The sequence below is a fragment of the Streptomyces sp. V4I2 genome (assembly GCF_030817655.1).
Classification (GTDB): Bacteria; Actinomycetota; Actinomycetes; order Streptomycetales; family Streptomycetaceae; genus Streptomyces; species Streptomyces plumbiresistens.
This window is the reverse complement of sequence record NZ_JAUSZM010000003.1, coordinates 7,308,120-7,333,855: the sequence shown is the minus strand read 5'-3', so window position 1 is coordinate 7,333,855 and position 25,736 is coordinate 7,308,120. Positions and strand designations below refer to the sequence as shown.

The following is a 25,736-nucleotide window of genomic DNA, read 5'->3' as shown; positions in this document are numbered from 1 at the left end:
CCGGCATGGGGGTCGGGTCTCGCGGGGCGGCCGTCAGGCCTTGGTGAGCTCCTTCTCGCCGCCCTGCTCGGGGACCTCCGCGTGGGCGTCCTCGGAGGCGCCACCGCTCTCGCCGTCGTCGAGGAGGGTCTTCTCGTCGAAGGGGATCTGTCCGGCGAGCACCTGGTCGACGCGGCCGCGGTCGATCTCCTTCGTCCAGGTGCCGATCAGCACCGTGGCGACGGCGTTGCCCGCGAAGTTCGTCAGGGCGCGCGCCTCGCTCATGAAGCGGTCGATGCCGACGATCAGGCCGATGCCGTCCACCAGCGCCGGCTTGTGGGACTGAAGGCCACCGGCCAGCGTCGCCATACCCGCACCGGTCACACCGGCCGCGCCCTTGGAGGCGACGAACAGGAACAGCAGCAGCGGGATCTGCTCGCCGACCGACATCGGCGTACCCATGGCGTCGGCGATGAACAAGGACGCCATGGTCATGTAGATCATGGTGCCGTCGAGGTTGAAGGAGTAGCCGGTCGGGACGGTGATGCCCACCACCGGCTTGCTGACGCCGAGGTGCTCCATCTTCGCGATGAGCCGCGGCAGCGCCGACTCGGACGACGAGGTCGACAGGATCAGCAGGAACTCACGGCCCAGGTACTTGAAGAGCGTGAGGATGTTGAGGCCCGCGACGACCCGCAGCAGGACGCCCAGCACGATGAAGACGAACAGGAAGCAGGTGACGTAGAAACCGAGCATCAGGACGGCGAGGCTCTTGAGTGCGTCGACGCCCGCGGAACCGACCACGGCGGCCATGGCGCCGAAGGCGCCGATCGGGGCGGCCCACATCACCATGGCGAGGATGCGGAAGACGAGACGCTGGATGTGCTCGACACCGCGCAGGACCGGCTGGCCGGCCGGGCCCATGGCCTGCAGCGCGAAACCGGCGAGCAGGGCGATCAGCAGGGTCTGCAGCACCTCGCCCTCGGTGAAGGCGGAGACGATCGTGGTCGGGATGATGCCGAGCAGGAAGGTGGCGGTGTCCTTGGCCTCCCCGTCGACCTGCGCGTGGCCGGCGTCCTTGATCGCGTCGGTCACGGCGAGGCCGGTGCCCGGCTCCAGGATGTTGCCGACGACCAGGCCGATACCCAGCGCGACCAGCGACATGATCGTGAAGTAGAGGAGCGCGATGCCTCCGACCGCACCGACCTTGGCGGCCTTGCGGACCGAGCCGATGCCCAGCACGATCGTGCAGAAGATGATCGGCGAGATCATCATCTTGATCAGGTTCACGAAGCCGGTGCCGATGGGCTTCAGCTCGACCGCGAAGTCGGGGGCGACCAGACCGACGGCGATGCCGATGGCGACCGCGACGATCACCGCGATATAGAGGTAGTGGGTGCGGTCCCGCTTGGCTTTCGGTGCGGCAGGTGCCGTATTGGCTGCGCTGGTCACAGCGGCCCTCCTTGACGTCGTCGTCGGCATCACCGGCGTGCGGCTCACGTCCGGGGGATGTACAGGGGAATGCCGTGACTATCTCCCGCCGTGTGAGAGCGGTCACCCTTCCGTTCATTTAGTTCATGCTTAACCTGCGAGGCACACTGACGACATGCGCATACGCGTCCCACGCCCCCGCAGCCTGGCCGGCCAGCTCTTCGCCATGCAGGCCGTGCTCATAGCGGTGGTCGTCGCCGGTTGCGCGCTGTTCACCTACGTCAGCGACCAGAGCCAGGCCGAGGACGCGGCGCGGCGGCAGGCCATGGCCGTGGCCCGCTCGGTCGCGGACGCCCCGTCCGTGCGGGAGGCGATCCGCACCTCCGACCCGACGTCCGAGCTCCAGCCCTACGCGCTGCGGGTGATGCGGGACGCCGACGTCGACTTCGTCACGATCATGAACCCGAAGGGTATCCGCTGGACCCATCCCAAGACGTCGGAGATCGGCAAGCCCTTCCGCGGCAACATCGCCCCCGCCGTGGCGGGCGGCTCCTTCACCGAGACCTACACCGGCACCCTCGGCCCCTCGGTCCGCGCGGTCACCCCGGTCTGGTCGAGCGGCGAGGTCGTCGGTCTGGTCAGCGCCGGCATCAAGGTCGACGAGATCAGCAAGTGGGTGCAGGGCCAGCTGACGGCCCTGCTCGGCGTCGCGGCCGGCGCGCTCGCGCTCGGCGCGGTCGGCACGTACGTCGTCAACGCCCGGCTGCGCCGCCACACCCACGGCATGAACGCGGCCGAGCTCAGCGCCATGCACGACTACCACCAGGCCGCACTTCACGCCGTACGCGAGGGGCTCCTGATGCTCGACGGGCAGTACCGTGTGGCGCTGATCAACGACGGCGGACGGGAGCTGTTGGGCGTGTCGGGCGATGTGGTGGGCCGGTCCGTCGCCGATCTCGGCCTGCCCGCGCCGGTGACGGGCGCGCTGCTGGCGTCCGAGCCGCGGGTGGACGAGGTGCACCTGACGGCGGACCGGGTGCTGGTGCTGAACACGTCCCCGGTGTCGGGCGGTGAACACCGGGGCACGGTCGTCACCCTGCGGGACGTGACCGAACTCCAGTCCCTGATGGGCGAGCTGGACTCCGAGCGCGGCTTCACCCAGGCCCTGCGCTCCCAGGCCCACGAGGCGGCGAACCGGCTGCACACCGTCGTCTCGCTGATCGAGCTGGGGCGGGCGGAGGAGGCGGTGGACTTCGCGACCGCCGAACTGGAACTGGCGCAGGCGCTGACCGACCAGGTGGTGGCGGCGGTGAGCGAACCGGTGCTGGCCGCGCTGCTGCTGGGCAAGACGGCCCAGGCGAACGAGCGGGGCGTGGAACTGGTGGTGTCGGAGGAGAGCCGGCTGGACGACGGACTGCTGCCGCCGTCGCTGCCCTCCCGGGACCTGGTCACGATCCTCGGCAACCTCATCGACAACGCGGTGGACGCGGCGCAGGGAAGTGTGCGCGGGCGGGTGACCGTGACGGCCTACACCGCGGACGGCGAGCTGGTGCTGCGCGTGTCCGACACGGGCGCGGGGGTCGACCCGGCCCTCGCGGACACGGTCTTCCAGCGGGGCTTCTCCACGAAGCCGGCGGGGCCGGGCGGCCGGGGGCTGGGGCTGGCGCTCGTACGGCAGGCGGTGAGCCGGCATGAGGGCGCGCTGACGGTGGCGGAGGCCGACGGGGGTGGGGCGGAGTTCGAGGTGCGGTTGCCGTTGGGGGACGGGAACCGCGCTGAGCGGGTGTCCGAGGGTGCCGTTCCTACCGGCGGCACCGCTTCTGGAGGCGACGTATGACGACGACCGAGCAGCAGCCCATCCGTGTCCTGGTCGTCGAGGACGATCCCGTCGCCGCCGACGCACACGTCATGTACGTCAACCGGGTCCCCGGCTTCACGGCCGTCGGCAAGGCGCACACCGGTGCGGAGGCGCGTCGCGCCCTGGAGCGTACGGCGGTGGATCTCCTGCTGCTGGACCTGCATCTGCCGGACGTGCACGGACTGCAGCTGGCGCGTTCACTGCGGGCGGCCGGGCTGCACGCGGATGTCATAGCGGTGACGTCGGCGCGGGACCTGACGGTGGTCCGGGAAGGAGTCTCGCTGGGCGTCGTCCAGTACGTCCTGAAGCCGTTCACCTTCGCCACCCTGCGGGACCGCCTGGTGAGATACGCCGAGTTCCACGCGGCGGCGGGCGAGGCGAGCGGACAGGACGAGGTGGACCGAGCGCTGGCCACCCTGCGGGCACCGGGCCCGGCGGCACTGCCGAAAGGGTTGAGCGGGCCGACGCTGGAGCGGGTGACGGTGGCGCTGCGGGACTGCGGGGAGGGGCTCACGGCGACGGGAGTGGCGGAGGCGGTGGGGATTTCGCGGATCACGGCTCGGCGGTATCTGGAGCATCTGGTGGAGGGGGGAAGGGCGGCTCGGAGTCCGCAGTACGGGGCTGTGGGGCGGCCGGAGTTGCAGTATCGGTGGGTGAAGGGGTAGCGAGGCCAGCTCGTGACGGTACGTCAAGGCGCGTCGTGCGGAGCGAGTTCACGCCCCCTTCGCGTACCACACGACCTGCGAAGCAAGCCCTCCCACGGCAAGCGCCTCCACCACCGACAGCGCGACGAGCAACCCGCCACCTTCGCCGTCGCCGTCCACCCAGAACACCACCAGCGCGGCCAGCGGCACGGCACAGAACGCCGTCAGGTCCACCACGGTCTGGACGACCTTCCGGGACCTGCGCCGCGCGTCCCCCCGATGCGCGGTCTCCCACCCGAACGCCTCGAAGCCACCGCCCGGTTCGGCCAGCGCCGCGAGCCGGGGCCCGAGATCCTCACGGACGTACGCACCGATCGCCGAGATCTTCTCGTCGTTCACCAGGTAGGTCCACCCAAGCACGACACACACCGGCGGCAGCGCCAGCAGCATCGACGCCTGCTTGGCCTGCGCGGTCGCGGCGATGACGGCGGCGACGACGGCCAAGGTCACGTAGAGCAGGTTGTCCCGGAACCCGATCCGCGCCTTCTGCTCGTCCTTGACGCTCTGGTACTCGGCGAGCAGCAACTGCCCGACGGTGACGTCCTGTTCCGGCACTCGAATCCCTTCCCCCGGCGTACCTTGTGAGTGTGCCGGAGACCCAGCCCACCGCTCTCGTCCTGACCGCGCTCCCCCTCGAATACGCCGCCGTCCGCGCGCACGTCGAGAACCGTGAGGAACTCGTCCACCGCGACGGCACCCGAGTCGAACAGGGCCAACTACCCGGCACATCCTGGCAGGTTGCGCTCGCCGAGCTGGGCATGGGCGCCGAGCGGGCCGCCGCCCTCACCGCACAGCTCATCAACTGGCTGCGTCCCCAGACGGTGTTCTTCGTCGGTGTCGCCGGCAGCCTGAAGGACGACGTCGGGATCGGAGACGTAGTCGTGGGCACCCAGGTGTACGAGATCCACGGCGGAAAGCAGACGCCAGAGGGCTTCCTGGTCCGGCCGAAGGCGTTGCCGGGCTCGCACGCGCTGGAGCAGGCGGCGCGTTCCGCGGTGCGGGACATGCCCGACGTACGGGCGCACTTCTTGCCGATCGCGACGGGTGACGTGGTTCTGGCGGATGCCGAGTCCGAGATCGTGCGGTTCATCCGCGGGAACTACAACGACGCCGGCGCGATCGAGATGGAGGGCTCGGGGGCAGCCCACGCGGCCCATCTGAACGGCGGGGTGGACACCCTGGTGATCCGGGGCATCAGCGACCGCGCCGACGCGGGCAAGGAGAGGGCCGATGCCTCGGGGTCGCAGAAGCTCGCGGCTGCGCAGGCCGCCTTGGTGACGGTAGCGGTGCTGCACAAGCACCGGCCCCGCGAAGGTTCCACCGACTCCGAGGAGCGTCCCCATCGACGCCGGGAGGGCGGATCCACGTACAGCGGAGACCACATCGACTTCCGGGGCGGCACCTTCTACGGCCCCGTCACCGGCAAGACCGACGGGCGACGGTAGGGGCACGACCCACGGCCCGGTCCCCCGCGCGACGGCCACCTTGCCGCCCCGGCCCCTGGGCTTCACGGGCCGGTCGGCGGAACTGGAACGCCTGCTCCCGCACCTCGCACCCACTGAGGACGACACGACCGCGCTGCCGCTCCTCATCTTCGCCGTCACCGGCATGGGCGGCATCGGCAAGACCGCGCTGGCGGTGGAGGCGGCGCACCGGGCCCGCGCGAAAGGTTGGTTCCCGGGCGGGACGCTCTTCGTCGACCTGCGGGGATACGACGACGACCCGGTCACGGCTGATCAGGCGGTCTTGGCTCTGCTCGACGCGCTCGGCGTACGTGGGCAGGATCTGCCGCCGACGACAGAACGCCAGTGCGACGCGTATCGCGGGCTGCTTGCCGAACGACGCGACCGGATGCTGGTGATCCTGGACAACGCGTCGGACCCGTCCCAGTACCTGCCGCTACTGCCCGGCACGGACCATCACCGGGTGTTCATCACCTCGCGGGACCGTCCCGACGCCCTGCCCGTACGCCTCATCAACCTCGAAACGCTCGGCCCGGTCGACTCCGCCGCCCTGGTGACGCGCGGCCTGCACGACACCGACGATCGCGACGAACGCCCGGGGCGTGAACCCGACGCGCTGCGCGAACTGACCGGCCTCTGCGGCAACTTGCCCCTGGCCCTCCAGATCGCCACCGGGATGCTGCGCCGACGCCGCCACCGTGACATCGCCTCGCTGGTGGCCGAGATCAAGAAGGCCGACGACCCGACCGTCGTCCTCGACAACCACAGTCCCGGCACGGACCTGTACGGCCGTTCGCTCGTCCTCGGCCCAGTGCTGGAGACCTCCTACCGGCGGCTCCCGCCCGACCTCGGCCGGCTACTGCGTCTGCTCACCGTCGCGCCCGGCGCGGAAACCAGCACGGAGGCCGTGGCCGCCCTGGCCGGACTCGACGAGCCGACCGTGCTGTCCCTGTTGGAGGATCTGGCTGCCACCTATCTGGTGTCACCGGTGCTGAGCACCGACGGCCCCGCCGCCGTCAGGTGGCGAGTGCACGACCTGGTCCGCGCGTTCGGGCAGCGGGTGGTGGCGGCGGATCCGGTTCTGCGCGAGGAGGCGGACGCGGCGCGGGAGCGGCTGCTGGCCTTCTGCCACCGCTGGGCGGCGGCGGCCGACGAGCGGTCTCTCTGGCTGCCGGGGCGACCGGAGCCGGAGCGGTTCGCGGACCGGCCGCAGGCCTGGGCGTGGCTGAACGGCGAACGCGCCACGCTGGTCGGGGCAGTGCAGTGGGCGGGCGAAGAACGGTTCGCGGCCATGGCGCTGCGGCTGGCCATGCGCCTCATCAGATTCCTCGAGTGGTGGCGGTACCTCGACGACGGAATCACCGTCGCCCGTACGGCTCTTGACGTCACGCGCCGCACCGGAAACCGCGCGGGCGAAGCCAGGGCATGGAACTGCCTGGGCATGATCCTGGGGACGGCCGATCAGGCGGAGGAGGCGATCGAAGCCCACATCCGCGCCGGCGATCTGTACCAGGAGGTTTCAGACCTCAAAGGCGTGGCCGGATCCTGGGACGGACTCGCGATTTCCCTGTCCGAGGCCGGCCGGGCGGAAGAAGCGATCGAGGCCCACACCCGCGCCCGCGACCTCTATCGGGCGATCGGGCACCGCCAAGGCGAGGGCTGGGCATGGAACCACCTCGGCGGCACTCTGCAGGACCTGGGCCGGATCGGCGAGGCGATCGAAGCCCACGTCCGCGCCCGCGACCTGTTCCAGGCCGTGGGAGACCTCAACCGTGAGGGCCTGGCCTGGACGAATCTCGGCACCGCCCTGAACCGGGAGGGTCGCAGCGAGGAAGCCATCGAGGCCTACACGCACGCCCTGACCATCCACCGCGGGTTCGAGGACTGGCGCAGGGTGGGCGGCGTACTCCACAATCTGGCGCTCACCCACGAAGTCAACCACCGCCCTGCCGAGGCCCGAGCCCTCTGGTTCCAGGCCGCCGAAGCCTTCACCCTTGCCAACGCCCCGGAAGAAGCCTCCCGCGCCCAATCCGCCGCACATGCATTGACCTGACTAGACCACTCCTCTTAGGTTCACCGGGCAGCCATCCCGGCCACAACGAAGTGAGCCCGCAGGAGGTCATGCCCGTGCGCCCCACCGCCGTACTCCCCTCACTCCTCGCCGCGACCCTCGCCGCCACCGCCCTCACCGCCTGCGGAGGCGGCTCCGGCAGCGGCCCCGACACCGTGAAGGTCTCCTTCAAGCAGTCCACGGACAACTCGATCCGCGTCATGGACGACTACCTCGCCGGCATCAAGAAGCAGTTCGAGAAGGCCAATCCCGGCAAGAAGGTCGAGCTCGTCCCCATCAAGGCCCCGGACTCGGAGTACTACACCAAGCTCCAGCAGATGCTCCGCTCCTCCAAGACCGCTCCGGACCTGGTCTACGAGGACACGTTCCTGATCAACAGCGACATCACGTCCGGCTACCTCAAGCCCCTCGACCCGTACCTCGCCAAGTGGCCGGACTGGAACCAGTTCATCGAGACGGCGAAGACGGCGGCGAAGGGTGAGGACGGCAAGACGTACGGCGTCCCGGACGGCACCGACACCCGGGGCCTCTGGTTCAGCAAGGACATCTTCCGGAAGGCCGGCCTGCCCGCCGACTGGCAGCCGAAGACCTGGGACGACGTCCTCACCGCCGCCCGCACGATCAAGGAGAAGGTCCCGGACGTCATCCCCCTGAACGTCTACACGGGCAAGCCGGTCGGCGAGGCCGCCACCATGCAGACCTTCGAGATGCTTCTCTACGGAACCGGAACCCAGGACGGCGGAAGCCAGGATCCCCTTTACGACAAGGCATCGAAGAAGTGGGTCGCCACCGGCGACGGCTTCAAGGACTCCCTCGCCTTCGTCAAGACGGTCTACAAGGAGAAGCTCGGCCCGGACATCGAGGACGCCCTCGACCCCAACGTCATGACCAGGGTCCGCGGCGAGTGGCTCCCGCAGGGCAAGCTCGGCATCGCCCTCGACGGCTCCTGGCTCCCGCAGGACTGGCTGCCGGGCAGCGGACACGAGTGGCCCGAGTGGTCGGACGAGCTCGGCCTCGCCGCGATGCCCACGCAGCACGGCCAGGCGCCCGGCAAGGTCAGCATGTCGGGCGGCTGGACCTGGTCGATCCCGGCCAAGGCGGGCAACCCCGACCTGGCGTTCGAGTTCGTGAAGACCATGCAGACCAAGGCGAACGCCCAGAAGTGGTACCTGGCCAACTCGGGGATCGCCGTACGGAAGGACGTCGCCGACGATCCCGCCTACGCCGAGGCGCAGCCCGGTACCAAGTTCTTCACGGACCTGGTCGCGAGCACGCACTACCGGCCCGCCTACCCGGCGTACCCGAGGGTCTCCACCGCGATCCAGGAGGCGATGGAGGGCGTGACGACGGGTGACATGTCGGTGGAGGAAGCCGCACGCGGCTACGACGACGAGCTCAAGAACGCCACGGACAACCAGGTGGTCCAGAGGTGACCACCGCCGCCCCGCACGCGACGGACGGCCCGGGGGCGGCGAAGTCCCCCTCGGGCCCGCCCGCTTCACGGCCTCCCGCCCCGCCGAGGGTCCCCCGCGGCCTCACCCGCGCCCTCCCCGTCGCCCCCGCCGTCATCCTCCTGCTCCTCTTCCTCGCCGGCCCGATCGCCTACTGCGCCTACATCGCCTTCACCGACCTCCAGCTCACCGGGCAGGCCGAGTCGTCGTTCGTGGGGTTCGAGAACTTCCGTACGGCGTTCCAGGACGAGGAGTTCCTCAACGCGGTATGGCTGACGCTGGTGTTCACCGTCGTGTCGTCCCTGATCGGGCAGAACACCCTCGGGCTGGCGCTCGCCTCCCTCATGCAGCGCGCCTCGAAGCCGGTCCGCACCCTCACCGGCGGGATCGTGATCACGGCGTGGGTGCTGCCGGAGGTGGTCGCCGGGTTCCTGCTCTACGCCTTCTTCCGCCGTGAGGGCACCCTGAACGCCGTACTCGACTGGCTCCATCTCCCGTCCCAGAACTGGCTGTTCGCGCTGCCGATCCTGGCGGTGTCGTTCGCGAACGTGTGGCGGGGCACCGCCTTCTCGATGCTCGTGTACTCCGCCGCGCTCAACGAGATCCCGAAGGAGATCACGGAGGCGGCCGAGGTCGACGGCGCCGGCGGCTGGCGGCGGATGTGGCACATCACGCTGCCGATGATCCGGCGTTCCATCGGTACGAACCTGATGCTGAACACCCTCCAGACCCTCTCCGTCTTCGGTCTGATCTGGGTGATGACGAGGGGCGGCCCCGGCGACAAGAGCCAGACGCTCCCCCTCTTCATGTACGAACAGGCCTTCCAGAACAGCCTGATCGGCTACGCCACCGCGGTGGCGCTGCTCCTGCTGCTGGTCGGCTCGCTCTTCTCCGTCGTGTACATGCGCCTGCTGCGGACGGAGGTCTGACCCGCATGGCCCTCACAGTCTCCTCCCGTCGCCGAAGCCCCCGCCGAAGCCGCCGTCGAAGCCGTCGCCTCGCCGCCGACGCAGGCCTCCTCGCCTTCGCCGCCGCCTTCGCGCTGCCGCTGGCCTGGGTGGTCCTGTCGTCCCTGGACCCGCAGGCGGACCTCAGGGTGAAGGCCCCCGACGGCCTCACCCTGGACAACTTCGACGCGATCCTGACGTCGGAGATCACCTTCACGCCGCTGCTGAACAGCCTGATCCTGTGCGGCAGCGCGACGCTGCTGACAGTGGTGTGCGCGGCGCTGGCGGCGTATCCCCTGTCCCGCTTCAGGTCCCGTCTGAACCGCCCCTTCCTCCTCACGATCCTCTTCGCGACGAGCCTGCCCATCACGGCGATCATGGTTCCGGTGTACGCGCTGTTCGTTCAGGTGGACCTGATCGACACCATGCAGGGCACGATCCTCTTCTTCGCCGCCTCCCAACTCCCCTTCGCCATCTGGCTGATGAAGAACTTCATGGACGGCGTGCCGAAGGAACTGGAGGAGGCGGCCTGGACGGACGGTGCCTCGTCGCTCCAGTCCCTGATCCGGATCGTGCTCCCGCTCATGGGCCCCGGAGTCTCCGTGGTGACGGTCTTCTCCTTCGTCATGATGTGGGGGAACTTCTTCGTCCCGTTCATGCTGCTGCTGTCCCCGGACCAGATGCCGGCGAGCGTGAGCATCAACGAGTTCTTCGGCAACCGGGGCATGGTGGCGTACGGCCAGCTCGCCGCGTTCTCGATCGTCTACTCGACGCCGGTGATCCTGCTGTACGTGCTGATCGCCCGGCGGCTGGGCGGGGGGTTCGCGCTGGGCGGGGCGGTCAAGGGGTGAACCCGGCCCGCCTCGCTGCGGGAGCACCCCGGCCCGCCTCATTCCGGCAGCACCCCCGGCCGGAACGGCTCCACTCCCACCACCCGGCGCACCCGCACCGGCTCGATCAGCAGCATCACCCGTCGCTCGCCGGGGAGCAGCCACGGGTAGCGGTCCTCGCCGATGTACTTCCGGGTGAGCCGGTCCATCGAGCGCTCGGCCTCCTCCCCCTCCACGAACCGGACGACCCGGCCCCGGATCTCGACACGGTCGTACGGGTTGTCGGGGTCGTGGTGGGAGAGGGAAACGTTCGGATTGCGCCGCAGGTTCTCCTCCTTCACACGGCCGATCGCCGTGTTGACCATGACGTACTCACCTTCGATGTCCGCCCACATGGGCGAGATCTGCGGAGTGCCGTCCTGGCCGACCGTCGCGAGGTGCCAGAAGTTCGGCGCCAGCAGACGCTCGCGAATATGCCCCTCTACCTTGCCATTCACCTCGTACACGAAAGCCACGCTCCTCCCGGGCGCCCGTCCGGACGGCCCGCCGCCATCCTCGCCACCCCTCGCCGACAGGCGACAGGCGATCTTCGGCCACCCCGAACAGACGGCCGGAACCGTACGTTCCTACAATCCGTGATCCTGGCCGAACAGACCGTAGTCAACGCAGTTTCGTGCCCCTACGTTGTGGCCCGTGCGCCGACCCCCAGCTCTCCCCAGCCAGCCCGGTCCCCCGTTCAACGCCCCCGCCGCCCGCAGACTCCGTGCCGCGCTCAGCATGGGGCCCGAGCATGTCGCCTACGGCATGCGGGCCTCGTTCGGGCTGCCCTATGTGACCCCGGACCTCGTCATCGCCTGGGAGCGCGGGGCCGCCTCTCCCACCAGTCCCGAACTCACCGCTCTCGCGGGCGTGTTGTGGTGTTCCCCCGGCGAACTCATCGACCGGCCGCGGACCCTGCGCGAGCACCGCGTCACGCGCGGTCTCGCGCCCGAGGACGTCGCGCGCGGCGTCGGGCTCGAACTCCTCGCCTATCTCCACATGGAGGAGCACGACGAATGGCGCGGCACCGACCGTCAGTCCGCCGCGCTCGCCGACCTGCTCGACCTGTCGCTCCCGGACTTCGTCACCGTCACGGGCCGTGAGGCACGACTCGCCGAGCACCTGCGCAGCGCCGTCACCACCCGCTGGCAGGGCTACGTCCGCCCGGTCGCCAAGCTCGTGCCCCTGGACCGGCGCCTGGTGGAGGACACCCTCCAGGAGCTGCACCGGGAGTACCAGGGGCAGATGGTCGCCACGCTCAGCTGGGGCGGCGACAGCGATCGCACGGTCGGGGCCGGCCAGGACTTCCTCGACCGGATCGTGGACCACTTCTGGTCCACGGTCCGCGACCGCACCGGATAGTCCGGAGCAGTCGCGGCACAGGACGGTCGGACCGGCCTAGAAGACCGACTCCGCCTCGAGCATCCGGTCCTTCGGCACCGTCTTCAGCTCGGTCACGGCCTCCGCCAGCGGCACCATCACGATGTCGTTGCCCTTGAGCGCGGTCATCCGGCCGAAGTCACCCCGGTGCGCGGCCTCCACCGCGTGCCAGCCGAAGCGGGTGGCGAGGACGCGGTCGAACGCGGTCGGCGTGCCGCCGCGCTGGACGTGGCCGAGGATGACCGGCTTGGCCTCCTTGCCGAGGCGGCGCTCCAGCTCGTAGGCCAGTGCGGTGCCGATGCCCTGGAAGCGCTCGTGGCCGAACTGGTCGATCGCGCCCTTGCCGTAGTCCATGGTGCCCTCGGCGGGGTGGGCGCCCTCGGCGACGCAGACCACGGCGAACTTCTTGCCGCGGGAGAAGCGCTCCTCGACCATCTTGACCAGGTCGGCCGGGTCGAAGGGGCGCTCGGGCAGGCAGATGCCGTGGGCGCCGGCCGCCATTCCGGACTCCAGGGCGATCCAGCCCGCGTGCCGGCCCATGACCTCGACGACCATGACGCGCTGGTGGGACTCGGCGGTGGTTTTGAGGCGGTCCATCGCCTCGGTGGCGACACCGACCGCGGTGTCGAAGCCGAAGGTGCGGTCGGTGGAGGAGATGTCGTTGTCGATGGTCTTCGGGACGCCGACCACCGGCAGACCCGCGTCGGACAGCATCCGCGCGGCCGTCAGCGTGCCCTCGCCGCCGATCGGGATCAGGGCGTCGATGCCGAAGTCGCGGGCTTCCTCGGCGAGGTGCCCGCAGGCCTCGCGCAGCCGGTCCCGTTCCAGGCGGGAGGAGCCGAGGATGGTGCCGCCGCGGGCCAGGATGCCGCTGACGCCGTTCAGGTCAAGGGAGCGGTAGCGGCCGTCCAGCAGACCCGCGTATCCGTCCTCGAAGCCCAGGACCTCGTCGCCGTAATTGTCGACCGCTCGGTGCACGACCGACCGGATCACGGCGTTCAGGCCGGGGCAGTCGCCGCCTGCGGTGAGCACTCCGATGCGCATCGTGCTGTGTCTCCTGCTCGCTGTTGATACCGGTGAGCCGAGTCCGATTCTTTCACGTCCGGCAGGTGGGCGCCGCATCCGATCCTGACGGGCGCCTTATCTATCGTGGGAGGTATTGTCAAGAGGGTTCTGCTCACCTCGGTGGGCGATTTTTATGACAGCACCGAAAGCCGCCCAGGCAAGGCGACCACCCACGAAACGGAGAGCACGCGTGACCCGCAGCGTGTACGTGACCGGTATCGACCGCGGCGACGGCCGTCAGGTCGTCGAGCTGGGGGTCATGGAACTCCTGACCCGGCAGGTGGACCGGGTGGGTGTGTTCCGTCCCCTGGTCCACGACGACCCCGATCGCCTGTTCGAGCTGCTCCGGGCCCGCTACCGACTGTCCCAGGACCCGGGCACCGTCTACGGCATGGACTACCACGAGGCGTCCGCCCTGCAGGCCGAGCGCGGCGCCGACGAGCTGGTGTCGACGCTGGTCGACCGCTTCCACCGGGTCGCGCGGGACTACGACGTCGTCCTCGTCCTCGGCACCGACTACGCCGACACGCAGTTCCCCGACGAGCTGTCCCTCAACGCCCGGCTGGCGAACGAGTTCGGCGCCTCCGTGATCCCGGTGGTCGGCGGCCGTAAGCAGACCGCCGAGTCCGTGCTCGCCGAGACCCGCAACGCCTACCGGGCGTACGAGGCCCTCGGCTGCGACGTCCTCGCCATGGTCACCAACCGGGTCGCCCGCGAGGACCGGGACAAGATCGCCGAGCAGCTCGACAGCCGGCTCCCCGTACCCTGCTACGTCCTGCCGGACGAGCCCGCCCTCTCCGCGCCGACCGTCGCCCAGGTCTCCCACGCGCTGGGCGCCAGGGTCGTCCTCGGGGACGACTCGGGGCTCGCCCGGGACGCGCTGGACTTCGTCTTCGGCGGGGCGATGCTGCCGAACTTCCTGGGCGCCCTGACCCCGGGCTGCCTGGTCGTCACCCCCGGCGACCGCGCCGACCTGGTGGTCGGCTCGCTGGCCGCGCACAGCGCCGGCACCCCGCCGATAGCGGGCGTCCTGCTCACCCTGAACGAGGTGCCGAGCGACGCCGTCCTGACCCTCGCCGCCCGCCTCGCCCCCGGCACCCCCGTGCTCTCGGTGCCCGGCAACAGCTTCCCCACCGCCGCCGAACTCTTCTCCCTGGAGGGGAAGCTGAACGCGGCGACCCCGCGCAAGGCGGAGACCGCGCTCGGCCTCTTCGAGCGGTACGCCGACACCGCCGAGATCGACCGGCGCGTCTCCGCTCCGAGCAGCGACCGCCTCACGCCGATGATGTTCGAGCACAAGCTCCTGGAGCAGGCCCGCTCGGACAAGCGCCGCGTCGTGCTGCCCGAAGGCACCGAGGCGCGCGTCCTGCACGCCGTCGAGGTGCTGCTGCGCCGCGGGGTCTGCGACCTGACCCTGCTCGGTCCGGTCGACCAGATCCGCAAGAAGGCCGCCGACCTCGGCATCGACCTGGGCGACGCCCAGCTGATCGACCCGGCCACCAGCGAGCTGCGCGACTCCTTCGCAGAGAAGTACGCGGCCCTGCGGGCCCACAAGGGCGTCACGGTGGAGCTGGCGTACGACGTCGTCTCCGACGTGAACTACTTCGGCACGCTGATGGTCCAGGAGGGCCTCGCCGACGGCATGGTGTCGGGCTCGGTGCACTCCACGGCCGCGACCATCCGCCCCGCCTTCGAGATCATCAAGACGAAGCCGGACGCCGACATCGTGTCGTCCGTGTTCTTCATGTGCCTGGCCGACAAGGTCCTCGTCTACGGCGACTGCGCGGTGAACCCCGACCCGAACGCGGAGCAGCTCGCCGACATCGCCATCCAGTCGGCCGCCACCGCCGGTCAGTTCGGTGTGGAGCCGCGGATCGCGATGCTGTCGTACTCGACCGGCACGTCCGGCTCGGGCGCCGACGTGGACAAGGTGCGCGAGGCGACCGAGCTGGTGCGCTCGCGGCGGTCCGACCTGAAGATCGAGGGGCCGATCCAGTACGACGCCGCCGTCGAGCCGTCGGTCGCCGAGACCAAGCTGCCGGGCTCCGAAGTCGCCGGCCTGGCCAGCGTGTTGATCTTCCCGGACCTCAACACCGGCAACAACACATACAAGGCCGTGCAGCGGTCGGCCGGCGCGATCGCGGTCGGGCCGGTGCTGCAGGGTCTGCGCAAGCCGGTCAACGACCTGTCCCGGGGCGCGCTCGTCCAGGACATCGTGAACACCGTCGCCATCACCGCCATCCAGGCCCAGTCCCCCGCCCCGGCCCCGATCGAGAAGGCAAGCGCCCAGTGAGCTCCACCCGTGTCCTCGTCCTCAACTCCGGCTCCTCGTCGGTGAAGTACCAGCTGCTCGACATGCGGGACAGCAGCCGGCTGGCCGTGGGGCTCGTCGAGCGCATCGGCGAGGAGAGCTCCCGGCTGAAGCACACGCCCGTCGAGAGCGGGCGGACCCGCGAGTGGACCGGCCCGATCGCCGACCACGAGGCCGCGCTGAAGGCGGTGGCGGAGGAGTTGTCGCGGGACGGGCTCGGCCTCGACTCCCCCGAACTGGCCGCGATCGGGCACCGGGTGGTGCACGGCGGCAAGCACTTCACCGAGCCGACCGTGATCGACGACGCCGTGCTCGCCGAGATCGAACGGCTGATACCGGTGGCCCCGCTGCACAACCCGGCCAACCTGACCGGCATCCGCACGGCCCAGGCGCTGCGCCCGGACCTCCCCCAGGTCGCCGTCTTCGACACCGCCTTCCACACCACGATGCCGGAGTCGGCCGCCCGCTACGCGATCGACGTGAAGACCGCCGACGAGCACCGGATCCGGCGCTACGGCTTCCACGGGACCTCGCACGCGTACGTCTCCCGGGCTACGGCCCAGCTGCTGGGGAAGTCGCCGGAAGAGGTGAACGTGATCGTGCTGCACCTCGGCAACGGGGCGTCCGCGTCCGCCGTACGAGGCGGGAAGTGCGTCGACACCTCCATGGGGCTGACGCCTTTGGAGGGACTCGTGATGGGTACGCGCTCCGGAGACATGGACCCGGCCGTCATCTTCCATTTGATGCGCGTTGGCAAAATGTCCACGGACGAGATCGACACTCTTCTCAACAAGAAGAGCGGATTGATCGGTCTGTGCGGGGACAACGACATGCGGGAGATCCGCCGCAGGGTCGACGCGGGTGACGAACAGGCACAGCTGGCCTTCGACATCTACATTCACCGCCTGAAGAAGTACATCGGCGCCTATTACGCGGTGCTCGGCCGGGTGGACGCGATCGCGTTCACGGCCGGGGTCGGCGAGAACGCGGCGCCGGTGCGGGAGGCCGCCGTGGCGGGCCTGGAGGAGCTGGGCCCGGTGGTGGACGGCGAGCTGAACGCGATACGCAGTGACGAGCCGCGGCTGGTCTCGCCCGCCCACGCGCGCGTGGCGGTCGCCGTGGTGCCGACGGACGAAGAACTGGAAATCGCCACTCAGACTTATGCACTGGTGGAAAAGAACAACTGAGCGCCCATCCGCCCATTTGTATCTTCCACCAGACGGAATATTCCGTAGCGAAACAAACCGATAGGATCGCCCCATGCGCCGTTCGAAAATCGTCTGTACTCTCGGCCCCGCGGTCGACTCCCACGAGCAGCTTGTCGCCCTGATCGAAGCCGGCATGAATGTGGCCCGCTTCAACTTCAGCCACGGCTCGCACGCCGAGCACCAGGGGCGGTACGACCGCGTCCGGGCCGCGTCCAAGGAGACCGGCCGTGCCATCGGTGTCCTCGCCGACCTGCAGGGCCCGAAGATCCGGCTGGAGACCTTCGCCGAGGGCCCGGTCGAGCTGGAGCGCGGTGACGAGTTCGTCATCACCACCGAGGACGTCCCCGGTGACAAGCAGATCTGCGGCACGACCTACAAGGGCCTGCCCGGTGACGTGACCAAGGGCGACCCGATCCTCATCAACGACGGCAACGTCGAGCTGAAGGTCACCGAGGTCGCAGGCCACCGGGTCAAGACCATCGTCATCGAGGGCGGTGTCGTCTCCGACCACAAGGGCATCAACCTCCCCGGCGCGGCCGTGAACGTGCCGGCACTGTCCCAGAAGGACATCGAGGACCTGCGCTTCGCGCTGCGCATGGGCTGCGACATGGTCGCGCTGTCCTTCGTGCGGGACGCGAAGGACGTCGCGGACGTCCACAAGGTGATGGACGAGGAGGGCCGCCGGGTCCCCGTCATCGCCAAGGTGGAGAAGCCGCAGGCGGTGCAGAACATGGAGGACGTCGTCGCGGCGTTCGACGCCGTGATGGTGGCCCGTGGCGACCTGGCCGTCGAGTACCCGCTCGAGAAGGTCCCCATGGTGCAGAAGCGCCTGATCGAGCTGTGCCGGCGCAACGCCAAGCCGGTGATCGTGGCGACCCAGATGATGGAGTCGATGATCACCAACTCCCGTCCGACCCGCGCCGAGGCCTCCGACGTGGCCAACGCGATCCTGGACGGCGCGGACGCGGTCATGCTGTCGGCGGAGTCGAGCGTGGGCGCCTACCCGGTCGAGACCGTGAAGACGATGTCGAAGATCGTCACGGCGGCGGAGCAGGAGCTGATGTCGAAGGGCCTGCAGCCGCTGGTCCCCGGCAAGAAGCCGCGTACGCAGGGTGGTTCGGTCGCCCGTGCCGCCTGCGAGATCGCCGACTTCCTCGGCGGCCGGGGCCTGGTGGCCTTCACCCAGTCCGGCGACACCGCCCGCCGCCTCTCGCGCTACCGCGCGGTCCAGCCGATCATCGCGTTCACCACGGACGAGGGCACCCGCAACCAGCTCACGCTCAGCTGGGGCGTCGAGTCGCACGTCGTGCCGTTCGTGAACAGCACCGACGAGATGGTCGACCTGGTCGACCAGGAGATCACCAAGACCAACCGCTTCAACCCGGGCGAGATCGTCATCATCACCGCCGGCTCGCCCCCCGGCGTCTCCGGCACGACCAACATGCTCCGGGTGCACCACCTGGGCGAGGCCGCCCGCGACTGATCCTCCAGGCCCCGCAAGGGCCTTGTACGGCGCTGAGGGCGCCCCCTGTGGCCAGGGGGCGCCCTCAGCTGTGTGCGGCTCCCGAACGGGCTTGTGGCGGCCGTGCCGGCCTCAGTCGGTCGTGTACTGCTGCATCCCGGGGACATGCAGCGTTCCGCCGAACTGGGCGGCCTGGGTGATCTTCACGTTGGTGAAGTAGACCAGCGGGATGTTCAGCGGCGGCGGGTGCTCCGGGTCGAACGTGATCGGGATCAGGCCGAACAGGTTGCCGGAGATGCTCTCGGTGTACATCACCGTGTCGCCGTCGGTGATCGTGGAGGTCGAGCCCTTCTCAGCCTGCACGTGGTAGGTCTTGCCGTACTCCTTGACGAGCTGGTGCAGGTCGCCGATGTCGGTGCCGTCGGAGACGACGTACTTCAGGACCTTCTTGATCTTGCCGCTGGCCGTCTTCACCTCGACGACGCCCTGGTAGTCCGCCCCCTTGAGGGTCAGCGAACTGGCCTCCAGGTACCAGGGGTTGTCCGCCACCAGCACCTTGTTGTCGACGTCGCCCTCGGCCTCGGTGGCGACCGGGCAGTCCTCGGCGGCCGTGGTGGGGCTCGCGGAGGGGCTGGGCGTGGCCGTGGCGTCAGCGGCGTCCTCGGCCGCTTCCTCCACCGCCTTCGTGGTGTCCTCGGCCGCCTTGGACGCCGTGTCGGTCGTGTCCTTCACGGTGTCGTCGACCGTGCCGGTGACCTTCTCGGTCGTCTCCTTGACGGCGTCGGAGGCGTCCTTGTCCGCGCTCTCCGACGCGGAGGCGGATGCGGAGGGCGTCGCCGACGGAGTCGGGCTCGCGCTCTCCGACGCCTTGTCACCACCGGTGAAGATGCCGGTGATTGCATCTCCTATGTCCTCCAGCAGGTTGCCCCCGCTGTCGGACGGCGAGGGGCTCGCCGTGGCGGTGTCGCCGGAGGAGTTGCCCTCCTTGCTCGGCGAGGCCGAGGCGGACGGGGTGGGGTCGGCCTTGTCGTCGGAACCTGAATCCGGCGAAGAGGCGTCCCCCGAGCCCGAGTTCGAGTCCGAGGACGCGGAGGCAGAGGGGGACGGCTCGGCCGACTCACCCTTGTCCTCGTCCGTCGACGCCTCGTCGCTCGACGAGGCGGACGGCGACGGCGTGGGCGACGCGGACGCGCCGTCCTCGTCGATGGCCGCGAGGCAGTCCTTGTACTCGTCGGCCGTGAGGCTCTTCGAGCTCGGCTGCTCGTCGGCGAGGGCGAGCGTCGGCGTGAACCCGATGCCCATGAGGACCGCCGTCGGCATCGCCGCCATGGCTATCGCCTTGCCGGCCGGCATGTGGAACCTGGTGAACAGCGGCTTCTTGGGCGCCGCGTGACGGGGGCCCGTTCTGACCCCGGTCGACACCTCGGGGCCCGCGCCATGGCTTTCGTCAGCCGACACGGTACCCCCCGTTCGAGTCGGCGGCGGCAGCTTCGGGTGTCCGGTCCGCCGGTCCGTCGGTCGCGGGGTTCTGCGCGTAGTACGGCGCACCCGGCTCACCCACGGCACCGTCGGGAGCGGTCTCCACGGCACCTTCGTTGGAGGGGCCCTGCTCTGCCTCGTGCGGTCCGGCGCCCTCCGCCTTCGGCTTGCCCGGCGCCCACGAGACGGCGAGCGCGCCGCCGAGCATCGCGAGCAGGAAGCCGATGACGAAGCCGCCGATGTTGGAGACCACCAGCGAGACCAGGGCGAGGACGATCGCCGCGACGCCCGCGAAGACGCGCGTCGCATGCTGGAACCACATGGTCAGGCCCAGCGTGACCAGCAGTACGCCGATGATGAGGGAGCCGGCACCCGCGGTGGTCGCCATGGCGACCGACATGGTGCCCAACTTGAGGGTGGCGTACGGGAAGTAGGCGATCGGCACGCCGCCGAGCAGGGTGAACAGACCTGCCCAGAACGGCCGGGTGCCCCGCCAGGCCCGGAATCGCAGGCGCAACCGGGCGAACGTCCCGGCGCTCTGGACCGGAGTCTCGGCACTCATGGAAAACAGCTCCCTGGGTCCGGTTGGAGTACGTACCGGCTCGGCCGTTGGCGTGGAGAAGCCGGAAAGTCTGAGTTTGGTGTCCGCCGTCGGGCGGCGGACTGGCATGCGGGGCGGAGAAGCACGTGCTTCCCCGCCCCCTCGGCAGCTCAGCTGTCCGAGAGCGCCCCTACGGCCTCAGCCGTCAGAAGCACTCCATCTTGGGGTCGGTGCCGAGCTTCATCGACAGGCCGCTCAGCTTGAACGTGCCGGCCGAGGTCGCCCACGCCGTCTGCTCGACGTCCGACAGGTCGGCCGACTCCGCCTGCTGGGCGAACCCGCCCGGCAGCGTCGTCTTCGTGTCCTTCACGGCAGGACCACGGGTCTTGTCCTGAACGGCCACACCGATGTCGATGTTCTTGAACTCTGCATCGGCGTCGAGCTGCGACATGTCGATGTAGAGGTTGTGCGCCGTGACCGGCTTCTTCGGGTCCCTGCCCGCGTCAAGACGAAGGTAGATCGTCTTGCCTATGAGAGGGATCTCCGTCTTGACCGACTGACACATCTTGGTGAGCGTCGCGTCGTCGAACGACGAGATGGCGACGGGAACCTGCGTCTTCTTGTCACCTGCGGTCGAGGTGTAGACGGTGTCGATGCCGCCGTACTGGGCGAAACCCTCACCGTGCAGGTCCGCGACCGACACCTTGAACTGCTGGCCCGACACACTGAACGACGCTGCCAGCGCACCCTGCGCCAGCCCGACACCCACAGCCGCGGCCGCGGCGACGCTGGGCACCATGACCACAGCGAACCGCTTCCATCTGGTCCCGCCACGCACCTGGGACTCCATATTTCCTCCTTCTCGGACGTACATCTCCTGGCCCTGACTGCCCCTGTCGAAGCGACGGCTCAGCCGGGCAGGGATGGGAGAAGTGCTACGTCCTCGGGAAGGGGAGCGCCCGCGCTCGGAGGCGCGAACCGCACCCGAATCACCGGCGATCACCCCCGAGCGACAACCACTGGTCGCGCCTGACACGCATCACGCACAACCTTGCTGGACAGGCTTCGCCGAAACGGCGAAGACCCCCCTGCCCAAGGGCCGACTCCACTGCCGTCGGCCCTACTCGGTGGGGACCCTGGGTTCCCGTCGTCCCAACCGGCTGTCGGGGTACGGGAATGGACCGAGCGTCGCCGATCGTGGTCCATTCTCGCCGTCGACACAAGGGGGTTCGTTACTCGCTAGTAACGGCCGGATAACCGAACAACGACCCGCTGGTCTCGGTCGACAACGCTGGGTGTCAGATGGTCGCCGGACAAAAACATTGATCGTTGGACAGATTCCGACAGATCAACGCCCGCGACTTACTCCAAGTAACAGCGGCCGCGATTACCAAGATTTGGTAAAGCGCGGCCGCACTGGCCCCAGATCGGCCAATCTTTCACTCGTGCATCACATGCCGTGATGTTTAGGGACTGGTCAGAACCGGGCTCCCGCCCCGGTCAGAACAGGGCGCGCGCAAGGGCCCTGCGCGCCGCCGCCACCCGCGGGTCGTCGCCGCCGACCACCTCGAACAGCTCCAGCAGCCGAAGACGTACGGCATCCCGATCGTCACCCACAGTGCGCTGCACGGTCTGGATGAGCCGCCCGAACGCGTCCTCGACATGTCCGCCCACCAGATCCAGGTCGGCGGCGGCGATCTGCGCCTCGGAGTCGGCCGGCTTCTCGGCGGCGTCCTTGCGCACCTGCTGCGGGTCGAGGCCCTGCACGCGATGGAGCAACTCGGCCTGGGCCAGGCCCAGTTTGGCCTCGCTGTTGCCCGGGTCGTCGCTCAGTACGTTCTTGTACGCCTGCACCGCACCGCCGAAGTCCCCGGCGTCCAGGGCGCGTACAGCGGCTTCGAGGAGGGCGTCGTACGGCCCCGCGGGCATCTCGGGAGCGGCCTGGGCGTCCCCGCCCGCGCCCGGCTCGGCGTCGGGGTCGACGGTCAGACCGGTGAGCCCGAAGCGCTGCTCGGCGACCTGCACCAGCTGGTCCAGGGTCTCCCGGATCTGCGTCTCGGGGGCGGCACCCTGGAAGAGCGGCAGGGCCTGCCCGGCGACCACCGCGAAGACCGCCGGGATCCCCTGGATCCCGAACTGCTGCATCAACATCTGGTTGGCGTCGACGTCGATCTTGGCGAGGACGAAGCGTCCGTTGTACTCGACGGCGAGCCGCTCCAGGACGGGACTCAGCTGCTTGCAGGGCTCGCACCACTCGGCCCAGAAGTCGATGACGACGGGCACTTCGGCGGACCGCTGCAGGACGTCCTGCTCGAACCCCGCCTCATCGACATCGATGACGAGATCGGCCGGCGAGACCCCACCGGCGCCGCCGCCCTGCCGGGCGGCCTCGGCCCGCGCCTGTTCCGCCTTCGCCTTGGCCTCTTGGGCCGCCTTCACCGCGGCGAGGTCGACGACTCCGCTCATGGACATGTTCCGTGGCTGCATGCGTACATCCTCCCCCGTTCCCGCGCCCATGTGAAAAGCGTTGTGAAAGCCGGTCGTACTCTCGGGTGTCCGGCGCCGGGGTCCCCACCCCACACCGTGCGTGTGTGCGTCGCGCGCGTACGTCCGTCACGCGCTTTCGCTACGAGTCGTAGCGTAATGGCACGCGGTGCCTTCGGAACAGCGCGGTCCGGTGATCTCCCTCACGGCGACACGGGAACGGCCGGTTATGGTCGGGGGATGCAGAGCCGCACTCCCGCCAGCCGTGCCGGGCGTCCGCGCAGCGCCGCCGCGGACACCGCGATCCTGGCCGCGACGCGGGAGGCCCTGGTCGAGCTCGGCTGGTCGAAGCTCACCCTGGGGGACGTGGCCACCAGGGCCGGGGTCGCGAAGACGACCCTCTACCGCCGTTGGGCGGGCAAGAACGAACTCGTCGTCGACGCGGTGGCAGAACTGTTCGACGAGCTCCGCCTCCCCGACTGCGGCACCCTCGCCGCCGACATCGAGGGCGTCGTCCTGCAGTACGCGGCGATCCTGGCCCGGCCGGAGGCCAAGAGCGGCCTGATGTCGGTCGTGGCGGAGTCGATCCGGGACGAGGCGCTGCGGGAACGCATCCGGGCCTCGATCGTGGAGCGCCAGAAGCGGCTGGTCCTGGAGGGGCGGGCCCGCGCGCAGCAGCGCGGCGAGCTCCCCCCGGAATCGGATCCGGAGGAAGCCGCCCGCACGGTGGATCTGATCTTCGACGTGGTCGCCGGTGCCGTGGTCCACCGGACGCTGGTGAGCGCGGAACCGGCGGACGAGGAGTGGGTGCGCAGCTTCGCCCGGATCCTGCTGTTCGGCCTCGCCGGAGCGGGCGAGGACCATGACGCGGCTCCGACCCCGGAAGGTAGGTCCTAGAACCCCGCCGGCTCCGTGTACACCCCCCACTCCTCCCGCAGCACCCCGCAGATCTCCCCGAGCGTCGCCTCGGCCCGTACCGCATCCAGCATCGGCCCGATCATGTTCGACCCGTCCCGCGCGGCACCGAGCATCGCGTCCAGGGCAGCCCGCACACCCGCCTCGTCCCGCCCCGCCTTACGCGCCCCCAGCACCCGCACCTGCTCCCGCTCCACCTCGTGACTGACCCGCAGGATCTCCAGGTCACCGGTCACGGAACCGTGGTGGACGTTCACCCCCACGACCCGCTTGTCGCCCTTCTCCAGGGCGCGCTGGTACTGGAAGGCCGACTCGGCGATCTCGCCGGTGAACCAGCCGTCCTCGATGCCGCGCAGGATGCCGGAGGTGATCGGACCGATGGGGTGCTGTCCGTCCGGGTGCGCCCGCAGCCCCCGCTCCCTGATCTGTTCGAAGATCTTCTCGGCGTCCGCCTCGATCCGGTCCGTCAGCTGCTCGACGTACCACGAACCGCCCAGCGGGTCGGCCACGTTGGCGACGCCGGTCTCCTCCATGAGCACCTGCTGCGTCCGCAGAGCGATCTCCGCGGCCTGCTCCGAAGGCAGCGCGAGGGTCTCGTCCAGGGCGTTGGTGTGAAGGGAGTTGGTGCCCCCGAGGACCGCTGCGAGCGCCTCCACGGCCGTACGCACCACGTTGTTGTACGGCTGCTGGGCGGTCAGCGAGACCCCGGCGGTCTGCGTGTGGAAGCGCAGCCACTGCGCCTTCTCCGAACGGGCCCCGTACACGTCCCGCATCCAGCGGGCCCAGATCCTGCGCGCCGCACGGAACTTGGCGATCTCCTCGAAGAAGTCGAGGTGCGCGTCGAAGAAGAAGGACAGGCCGGGGGCGAAGACATCGACGTCGAGCCCGCGCGACAGCCCCAGCTCCACGTACCCGAAGCCGTCCGCCAGCGTGTACGCCAGTTCCTGCGCGGCCGTCGAGCCGGCCTCGCGGATGTGGTAGCCGGAGACGGACAGCGGCTTGTAGTCGGGGATGCCGGCCGCGCAGTACTCCATCAGGTCGCCGATGAGGCGCAGGTGCGGCTCGGGCTGGAAGAGCCACTCCTTCTGGGCGATGTACTCCTTGAAGATGTCCGTCTGGAGGGTGCCGTTGAGGACGCCGGGGTCGATGCCCTGGCGTTCGGCCGCGACGAGGTACATGCAGAAGACGGGCACGGCGGGCCCGGAGATCGTCATGGAGGTGGTGACATCGCCCAGCGGGATGTCCTTGAACAGGACCTCCATGTCGGCGGCCGAGTCGATGGCGACGCCGCAGTGCCCGACCTCGCCGAGCGAGCGCGGGTCGTCGGAGTCACGGCCCATCAGGGTCGGCATGTCGAAGGCCACGGACAGTCCGCCGCCGCCGTTGGCGAGGATCATCTTGTAGCGCTCGTTGGTCTGTTCGGCGTTCCCGAACCCGGCGAACTGCCGGATGGTCCAGGTGCGTCCCCGGTAGCCGGTCGCGTACAGACCGCGGGTGAAGGGGTACTCCCCCGGCCAGCCGATCCGCTCGAAGCCCTCGTAGCTGTCCCCTGGCCTCGGCCCGTACACCGGCTCCACGGGGTCACCGGAGAGCGTGGTGAAGTCCGCCTCACGCGTGCGTGAAGCGTCGTACCGGGCCTGCCAGCGTCGGCGGCCCTCTTCGATCGCGTCAGCGTCCATGCTTCGAATTTACTAGGACATCCTAGTAAATGTCGATGGCTGACCACCGTACGGAACCCGTACGGCGGTGCGCCGAGCGCTTACGCCTTGGCGACCGCCGGAGAGTCCTCGGCGGTCTTCCCCTCCAGTTCGCGGCTGATCTTCCGCTCCACGAAGAAGGCGGCCGTGGGGATCGTCCCGGCCAGCAGCACCCACAGCTGCTTGGCGACCGGCCACTTCGCCTTCGAGCCCAGGTCGAACGCGAAGACCAGGTAGACGACGTACAGCCAGCCGTGCGCGATGCCCACGACGCGGGTGAAGTCGTCCGCCCCGTCCATCTTGAGCAGGTACTTGGCGATCACGCCCAGGGTCAGCAGGACCAGCAGCACACCGGTGACGTAGGCCATGACGCGGTAGCGGGTCAGCACGGACTTTTTCATGCGTACGAGCGTAACCATCC

General features: G+C 69.5%; 22 protein-coding genes. 12 read left to right on the top strand and 10 right to left on the bottom strand.

Features of this window, described 5'->3' with window-relative positions; translation table 11 throughout:
- Positions 1-33: 33 nt before the first annotated feature.
- Complete coding sequence (locus tag QFZ76_RS34720) at positions 34-1,461, bottom strand: cation:dicarboxylate symporter family transporter (RefSeq protein WP_373464553.1); 1,428 nt, start codon at positions 1,459-1,461, stop codon at positions 34-36.
- Positions 1,462-1,585: 124 nt separating this feature from the next.
- On the opposite strand from QFZ76_RS34720, the gene QFZ76_RS34715 reads away from it, so the two are divergent.
- Together QFZ76_RS34715 and QFZ76_RS34710 are read left to right on the top strand one after the other, a co-directional pair.
- Positions 1,586-3,247, top strand: a complete 1,662-nt coding sequence (locus QFZ76_RS34715; protein ID WP_307677384.1) for a sensor histidine kinase — start codon at positions 1,586-1,588, stop codon at positions 3,245-3,247.
- Complete coding sequence (locus QFZ76_RS34710; RefSeq protein WP_307677383.1) at positions 3,244-3,933, top strand: response regulator; 690 nt, start codon at positions 3,244-3,246, stop codon at positions 3,931-3,933. Before QFZ76_RS34715 ends, QFZ76_RS34710 begins: the two co-directional genes overlap by 4 nt.
- A 48-nt stretch (positions 3,934-3,981) precedes the next feature.
- Here the strand turns inward: QFZ76_RS34710 and QFZ76_RS34705 are convergent, their stop codons facing one another.
- Positions 3,982-4,527, bottom strand: a complete 546-nt coding sequence (locus QFZ76_RS34705) for a hypothetical protein (RefSeq protein WP_307677382.1) — start codon at positions 4,525-4,527, stop codon at positions 3,982-3,984.
- Between the two features lie 26 nt (positions 4,528-4,553).
- Here QFZ76_RS34705 and QFZ76_RS34700 point away from each other — a divergent pair, with 26 nt between their 5' ends.
- The 5 genes from QFZ76_RS34700 (at position 4,554) to QFZ76_RS34680 (ending at position 10,755) form a co-directional block, all read left to right on the top strand.
- The gene (locus QFZ76_RS34700) at positions 4,554-5,417 is read left to right on the top strand and encodes a 5'-methylthioadenosine/S-adenosylhomocysteine nucleosidase (protein ID WP_307677381.1); all 864 of its coding nucleotides are present in this window, start codon (positions 4,554-4,556) and stop codon (positions 5,415-5,417) included.
- A 40-nt stretch (positions 5,418-5,457) separates the two neighbouring features.
- Positions 5,458-7,488, top strand: a complete 2,031-nt coding sequence (locus tag QFZ76_RS34695) for a tetratricopeptide repeat protein (RefSeq protein ID WP_373464390.1) — start codon at positions 5,458-5,460, stop codon at positions 7,486-7,488.
- Between the two features lie 68 nt (positions 7,489-7,556).
- Complete coding sequence (locus tag QFZ76_RS34690) at positions 7,557-8,939, top strand: extracellular solute-binding protein (RefSeq protein ID WP_307677380.1); 1,383 nt, start codon at positions 7,557-7,559, stop codon at positions 8,937-8,939.
- On the top strand, positions 8,936-9,886 hold the full coding sequence (locus QFZ76_RS34685) for a carbohydrate ABC transporter permease (RefSeq protein WP_307677379.1): 951 nt from the start codon (positions 8,936-8,938) through the stop codon (positions 9,884-9,886). The genes QFZ76_RS34690 and QFZ76_RS34685 overlap by 4 nt, the downstream gene beginning before the upstream one ends.
- A 5-nt stretch (positions 9,887-9,891) precedes the next feature.
- Positions 9,892-10,755 (top strand): carbohydrate ABC transporter permease, encoded by an 864-nt coding sequence (locus QFZ76_RS34680; protein ID WP_307677378.1) that lies wholly within the window; start codon positions 9,892-9,894, stop codon positions 10,753-10,755.
- 38 nt (positions 10,756-10,793) lie between these two features.
- On the opposite strand, the gene QFZ76_RS34675 is transcribed toward QFZ76_RS34680, so the two are convergent.
- Positions 10,794-11,249: a PPOX class F420-dependent oxidoreductase gene (locus tag QFZ76_RS34675; protein ID WP_307677377.1), complete on the bottom strand. Its 456-nt coding sequence runs from the start codon at positions 11,247-11,249 to the stop codon at positions 10,794-10,796.
- Between the two features lie 178 nt (positions 11,250-11,427).
- On the opposite strand from QFZ76_RS34675, the gene QFZ76_RS34670 reads away from it, so the two are divergent.
- A complete protein-coding gene (locus QFZ76_RS34670) occupies positions 11,428-12,135 on the top strand; it encodes an XRE family transcriptional regulator (protein ID WP_307677376.1) in 708 nt (235 codons plus the stop codon).
- Between the two features lie 36 nt (positions 12,136-12,171).
- Here the strand turns inward: QFZ76_RS34670 and QFZ76_RS34665 are convergent, their stop codons facing one another.
- Positions 12,172-13,197, bottom strand: coding sequence for an ATP-dependent 6-phosphofructokinase (locus tag QFZ76_RS34665; RefSeq protein WP_307677375.1), 1,026 nt, complete (start codon positions 13,195-13,197; stop codon positions 12,172-12,174).
- Between the two features lie 211 nt (positions 13,198-13,408).
- Between QFZ76_RS34665 and pta the strand changes: the two genes are divergently transcribed.
- From pta to pyk, 3 genes are all read left to right on the top strand, one after another.
- Positions 13,409-15,511, top strand: coding sequence for a phosphate acetyltransferase (gene pta / locus QFZ76_RS34660; RefSeq protein WP_307677374.1), 2,103 nt, complete (start codon positions 13,409-13,411; stop codon positions 15,509-15,511).
- Positions 15,508-16,716, top strand: a complete 1,209-nt coding sequence (locus tag QFZ76_RS34655; RefSeq protein ID WP_307677373.1) for an acetate kinase — start codon at positions 15,508-15,510, stop codon at positions 16,714-16,716. The genes pta and QFZ76_RS34655 overlap by 4 nt, the downstream gene beginning before the upstream one ends.
- Before the next feature lie 73 nt (positions 16,717-16,789).
- Positions 16,790-18,220, top strand: a complete 1,431-nt coding sequence (pyk, locus tag QFZ76_RS34650) for a pyruvate kinase (protein WP_307677372.1) — start codon at positions 16,790-16,792, stop codon at positions 18,218-18,220.
- A gap of 111 nt (positions 18,221-18,331) precedes the next feature.
- On the opposite strand, the gene QFZ76_RS34645 is transcribed toward pyk, so the two are convergent.
- The 4 genes from QFZ76_RS34645 to QFZ76_RS34630 form a co-directional block, all read right to left on the bottom strand.
- On the bottom strand, positions 18,332-19,657 hold the full coding sequence (locus tag QFZ76_RS34645; RefSeq protein WP_307677371.1) for a hypothetical protein: 1,326 nt from the start codon (positions 19,655-19,657) through the stop codon (positions 18,332-18,334).
- A complete protein-coding gene (locus QFZ76_RS34640) occupies positions 19,647-20,240 on the bottom strand; it encodes a DUF6114 domain-containing protein (RefSeq protein ID WP_307677370.1) in 594 nt (197 codons plus the stop codon). The genes QFZ76_RS34645 and QFZ76_RS34640 overlap by 11 nt, the downstream gene beginning before the upstream one ends.
- A gap of 184 nt (positions 20,241-20,424) precedes the next feature.
- The gene (locus QFZ76_RS34635) at positions 20,425-21,069 is read right to left on the bottom strand and encodes a DUF6230 family protein (RefSeq protein ID WP_307677369.1); all 645 of its coding nucleotides are present in this window, start codon (positions 21,067-21,069) and stop codon (positions 20,425-20,427) included.
- Between the two features lie 650 nt (positions 21,070-21,719).
- Positions 21,720-22,706 carry a tetratricopeptide repeat protein gene (locus QFZ76_RS34630; RefSeq protein ID WP_307677368.1) on the bottom strand — a complete coding sequence of 329 codons (987 nt, stop codon included), beginning with the start codon at positions 22,704-22,706 and terminating at the stop codon, positions 21,720-21,722.
- A 237-nt stretch (positions 22,707-22,943) separates the two neighbouring features.
- Between QFZ76_RS34630 and QFZ76_RS34625 the strand changes: the two genes are divergently transcribed.
- Positions 22,944-23,600 carry a TetR/AcrR family transcriptional regulator gene (locus QFZ76_RS34625; protein WP_307677367.1) on the top strand — a complete coding sequence of 219 codons (657 nt, stop codon included), beginning with the start codon at positions 22,944-22,946 and terminating at the stop codon, positions 23,598-23,600.
- On the opposite strand, the gene QFZ76_RS34620 is transcribed toward QFZ76_RS34625, so the two are convergent.
- Positions 23,597-25,297, bottom strand: a complete 1,701-nt coding sequence (locus tag QFZ76_RS34620; RefSeq protein ID WP_307677366.1) for a methylmalonyl-CoA mutase — start codon at positions 25,295-25,297, stop codon at positions 23,597-23,599. The genes QFZ76_RS34625 and QFZ76_RS34620 overlap by 4 nt on opposite strands.
- Before the next feature lie 80 nt (positions 25,298-25,377).
- Positions 25,378-25,716, bottom strand: coding sequence for a DUF3817 domain-containing protein (locus QFZ76_RS34615; protein WP_266433689.1), 339 nt, complete (start codon positions 25,714-25,716; stop codon positions 25,378-25,380).
- Between the last annotated feature and the right edge of the window lie 20 nt (positions 25,717-25,736).

Coding starts and splice junctions, on each gene's coding strand:
- QFZ76_RS34625 (WP_307677367.1), top strand. CDS start 22,944: ATGCAGAGCCGCACTCCCGCCAGCCGTGCCGGGCGTCCGCGCAGCGCC.
- QFZ76_RS34680 (WP_307677378.1), top strand. CDS start 9,892: ATGGCCCTCACAGTCTCCTCCCGTCGCCGAAGCCCCCGCCGAAGCCGC.
- QFZ76_RS34615 (WP_266433689.1), bottom strand. CDS start 25,716: ATGAAAAAGTCCGTGCTGACCCGCTACCGCGTCATGGCCTACGTCACC.
- QFZ76_RS34630 (WP_307677368.1), bottom strand. CDS start 22,706: ATGCAGCCACGGAACATGTCCATGAGCGGAGTCGTCGACCTCGCCGCG.
- QFZ76_RS34720 (WP_373464553.1), bottom strand. CDS start 1,461: ATGCCGACGACGACGTCAAGGAGGGCCGCTGTGACCAGCGCAGCCAAT.
- QFZ76_RS34640 (WP_307677370.1), bottom strand. CDS start 20,240: ATGAGTGCCGAGACTCCGGTCCAGAGCGCCGGGACGTTCGCCCGGTTG.
- QFZ76_RS34635 (WP_307677369.1), bottom strand. CDS start 21,069: ATGGAGTCCCAGGTGCGTGGCGGGACCAGATGGAAGCGGTTCGCTGTG.
- QFZ76_RS34620 (WP_307677366.1), bottom strand. CDS start 25,297: ATGGACGCTGACGCGATCGAAGAGGGCCGCCGACGCTGGCAGGCCCGG.
- QFZ76_RS34715 (WP_307677384.1), top strand. CDS start 1,586: ATGCGCATACGCGTCCCACGCCCCCGCAGCCTGGCCGGCCAGCTCTTC.
- QFZ76_RS34690 (WP_307677380.1), top strand. CDS start 7,557: ATGCCCGTGCGCCCCACCGCCGTACTCCCCTCACTCCTCGCCGCGACC.
- pyk (WP_307677372.1), top strand. CDS start 16,790: ATGCGCCGTTCGAAAATCGTCTGTACTCTCGGCCCCGCGGTCGACTCC.
- QFZ76_RS34710 (WP_307677383.1), top strand. CDS start 3,244: ATGACGACGACCGAGCAGCAGCCCATCCGTGTCCTGGTCGTCGAGGAC.
- QFZ76_RS34665 (WP_307677375.1), bottom strand. CDS start 13,197: ATGCGCATCGGAGTGCTCACCGCAGGCGGCGACTGCCCCGGCCTGAAC.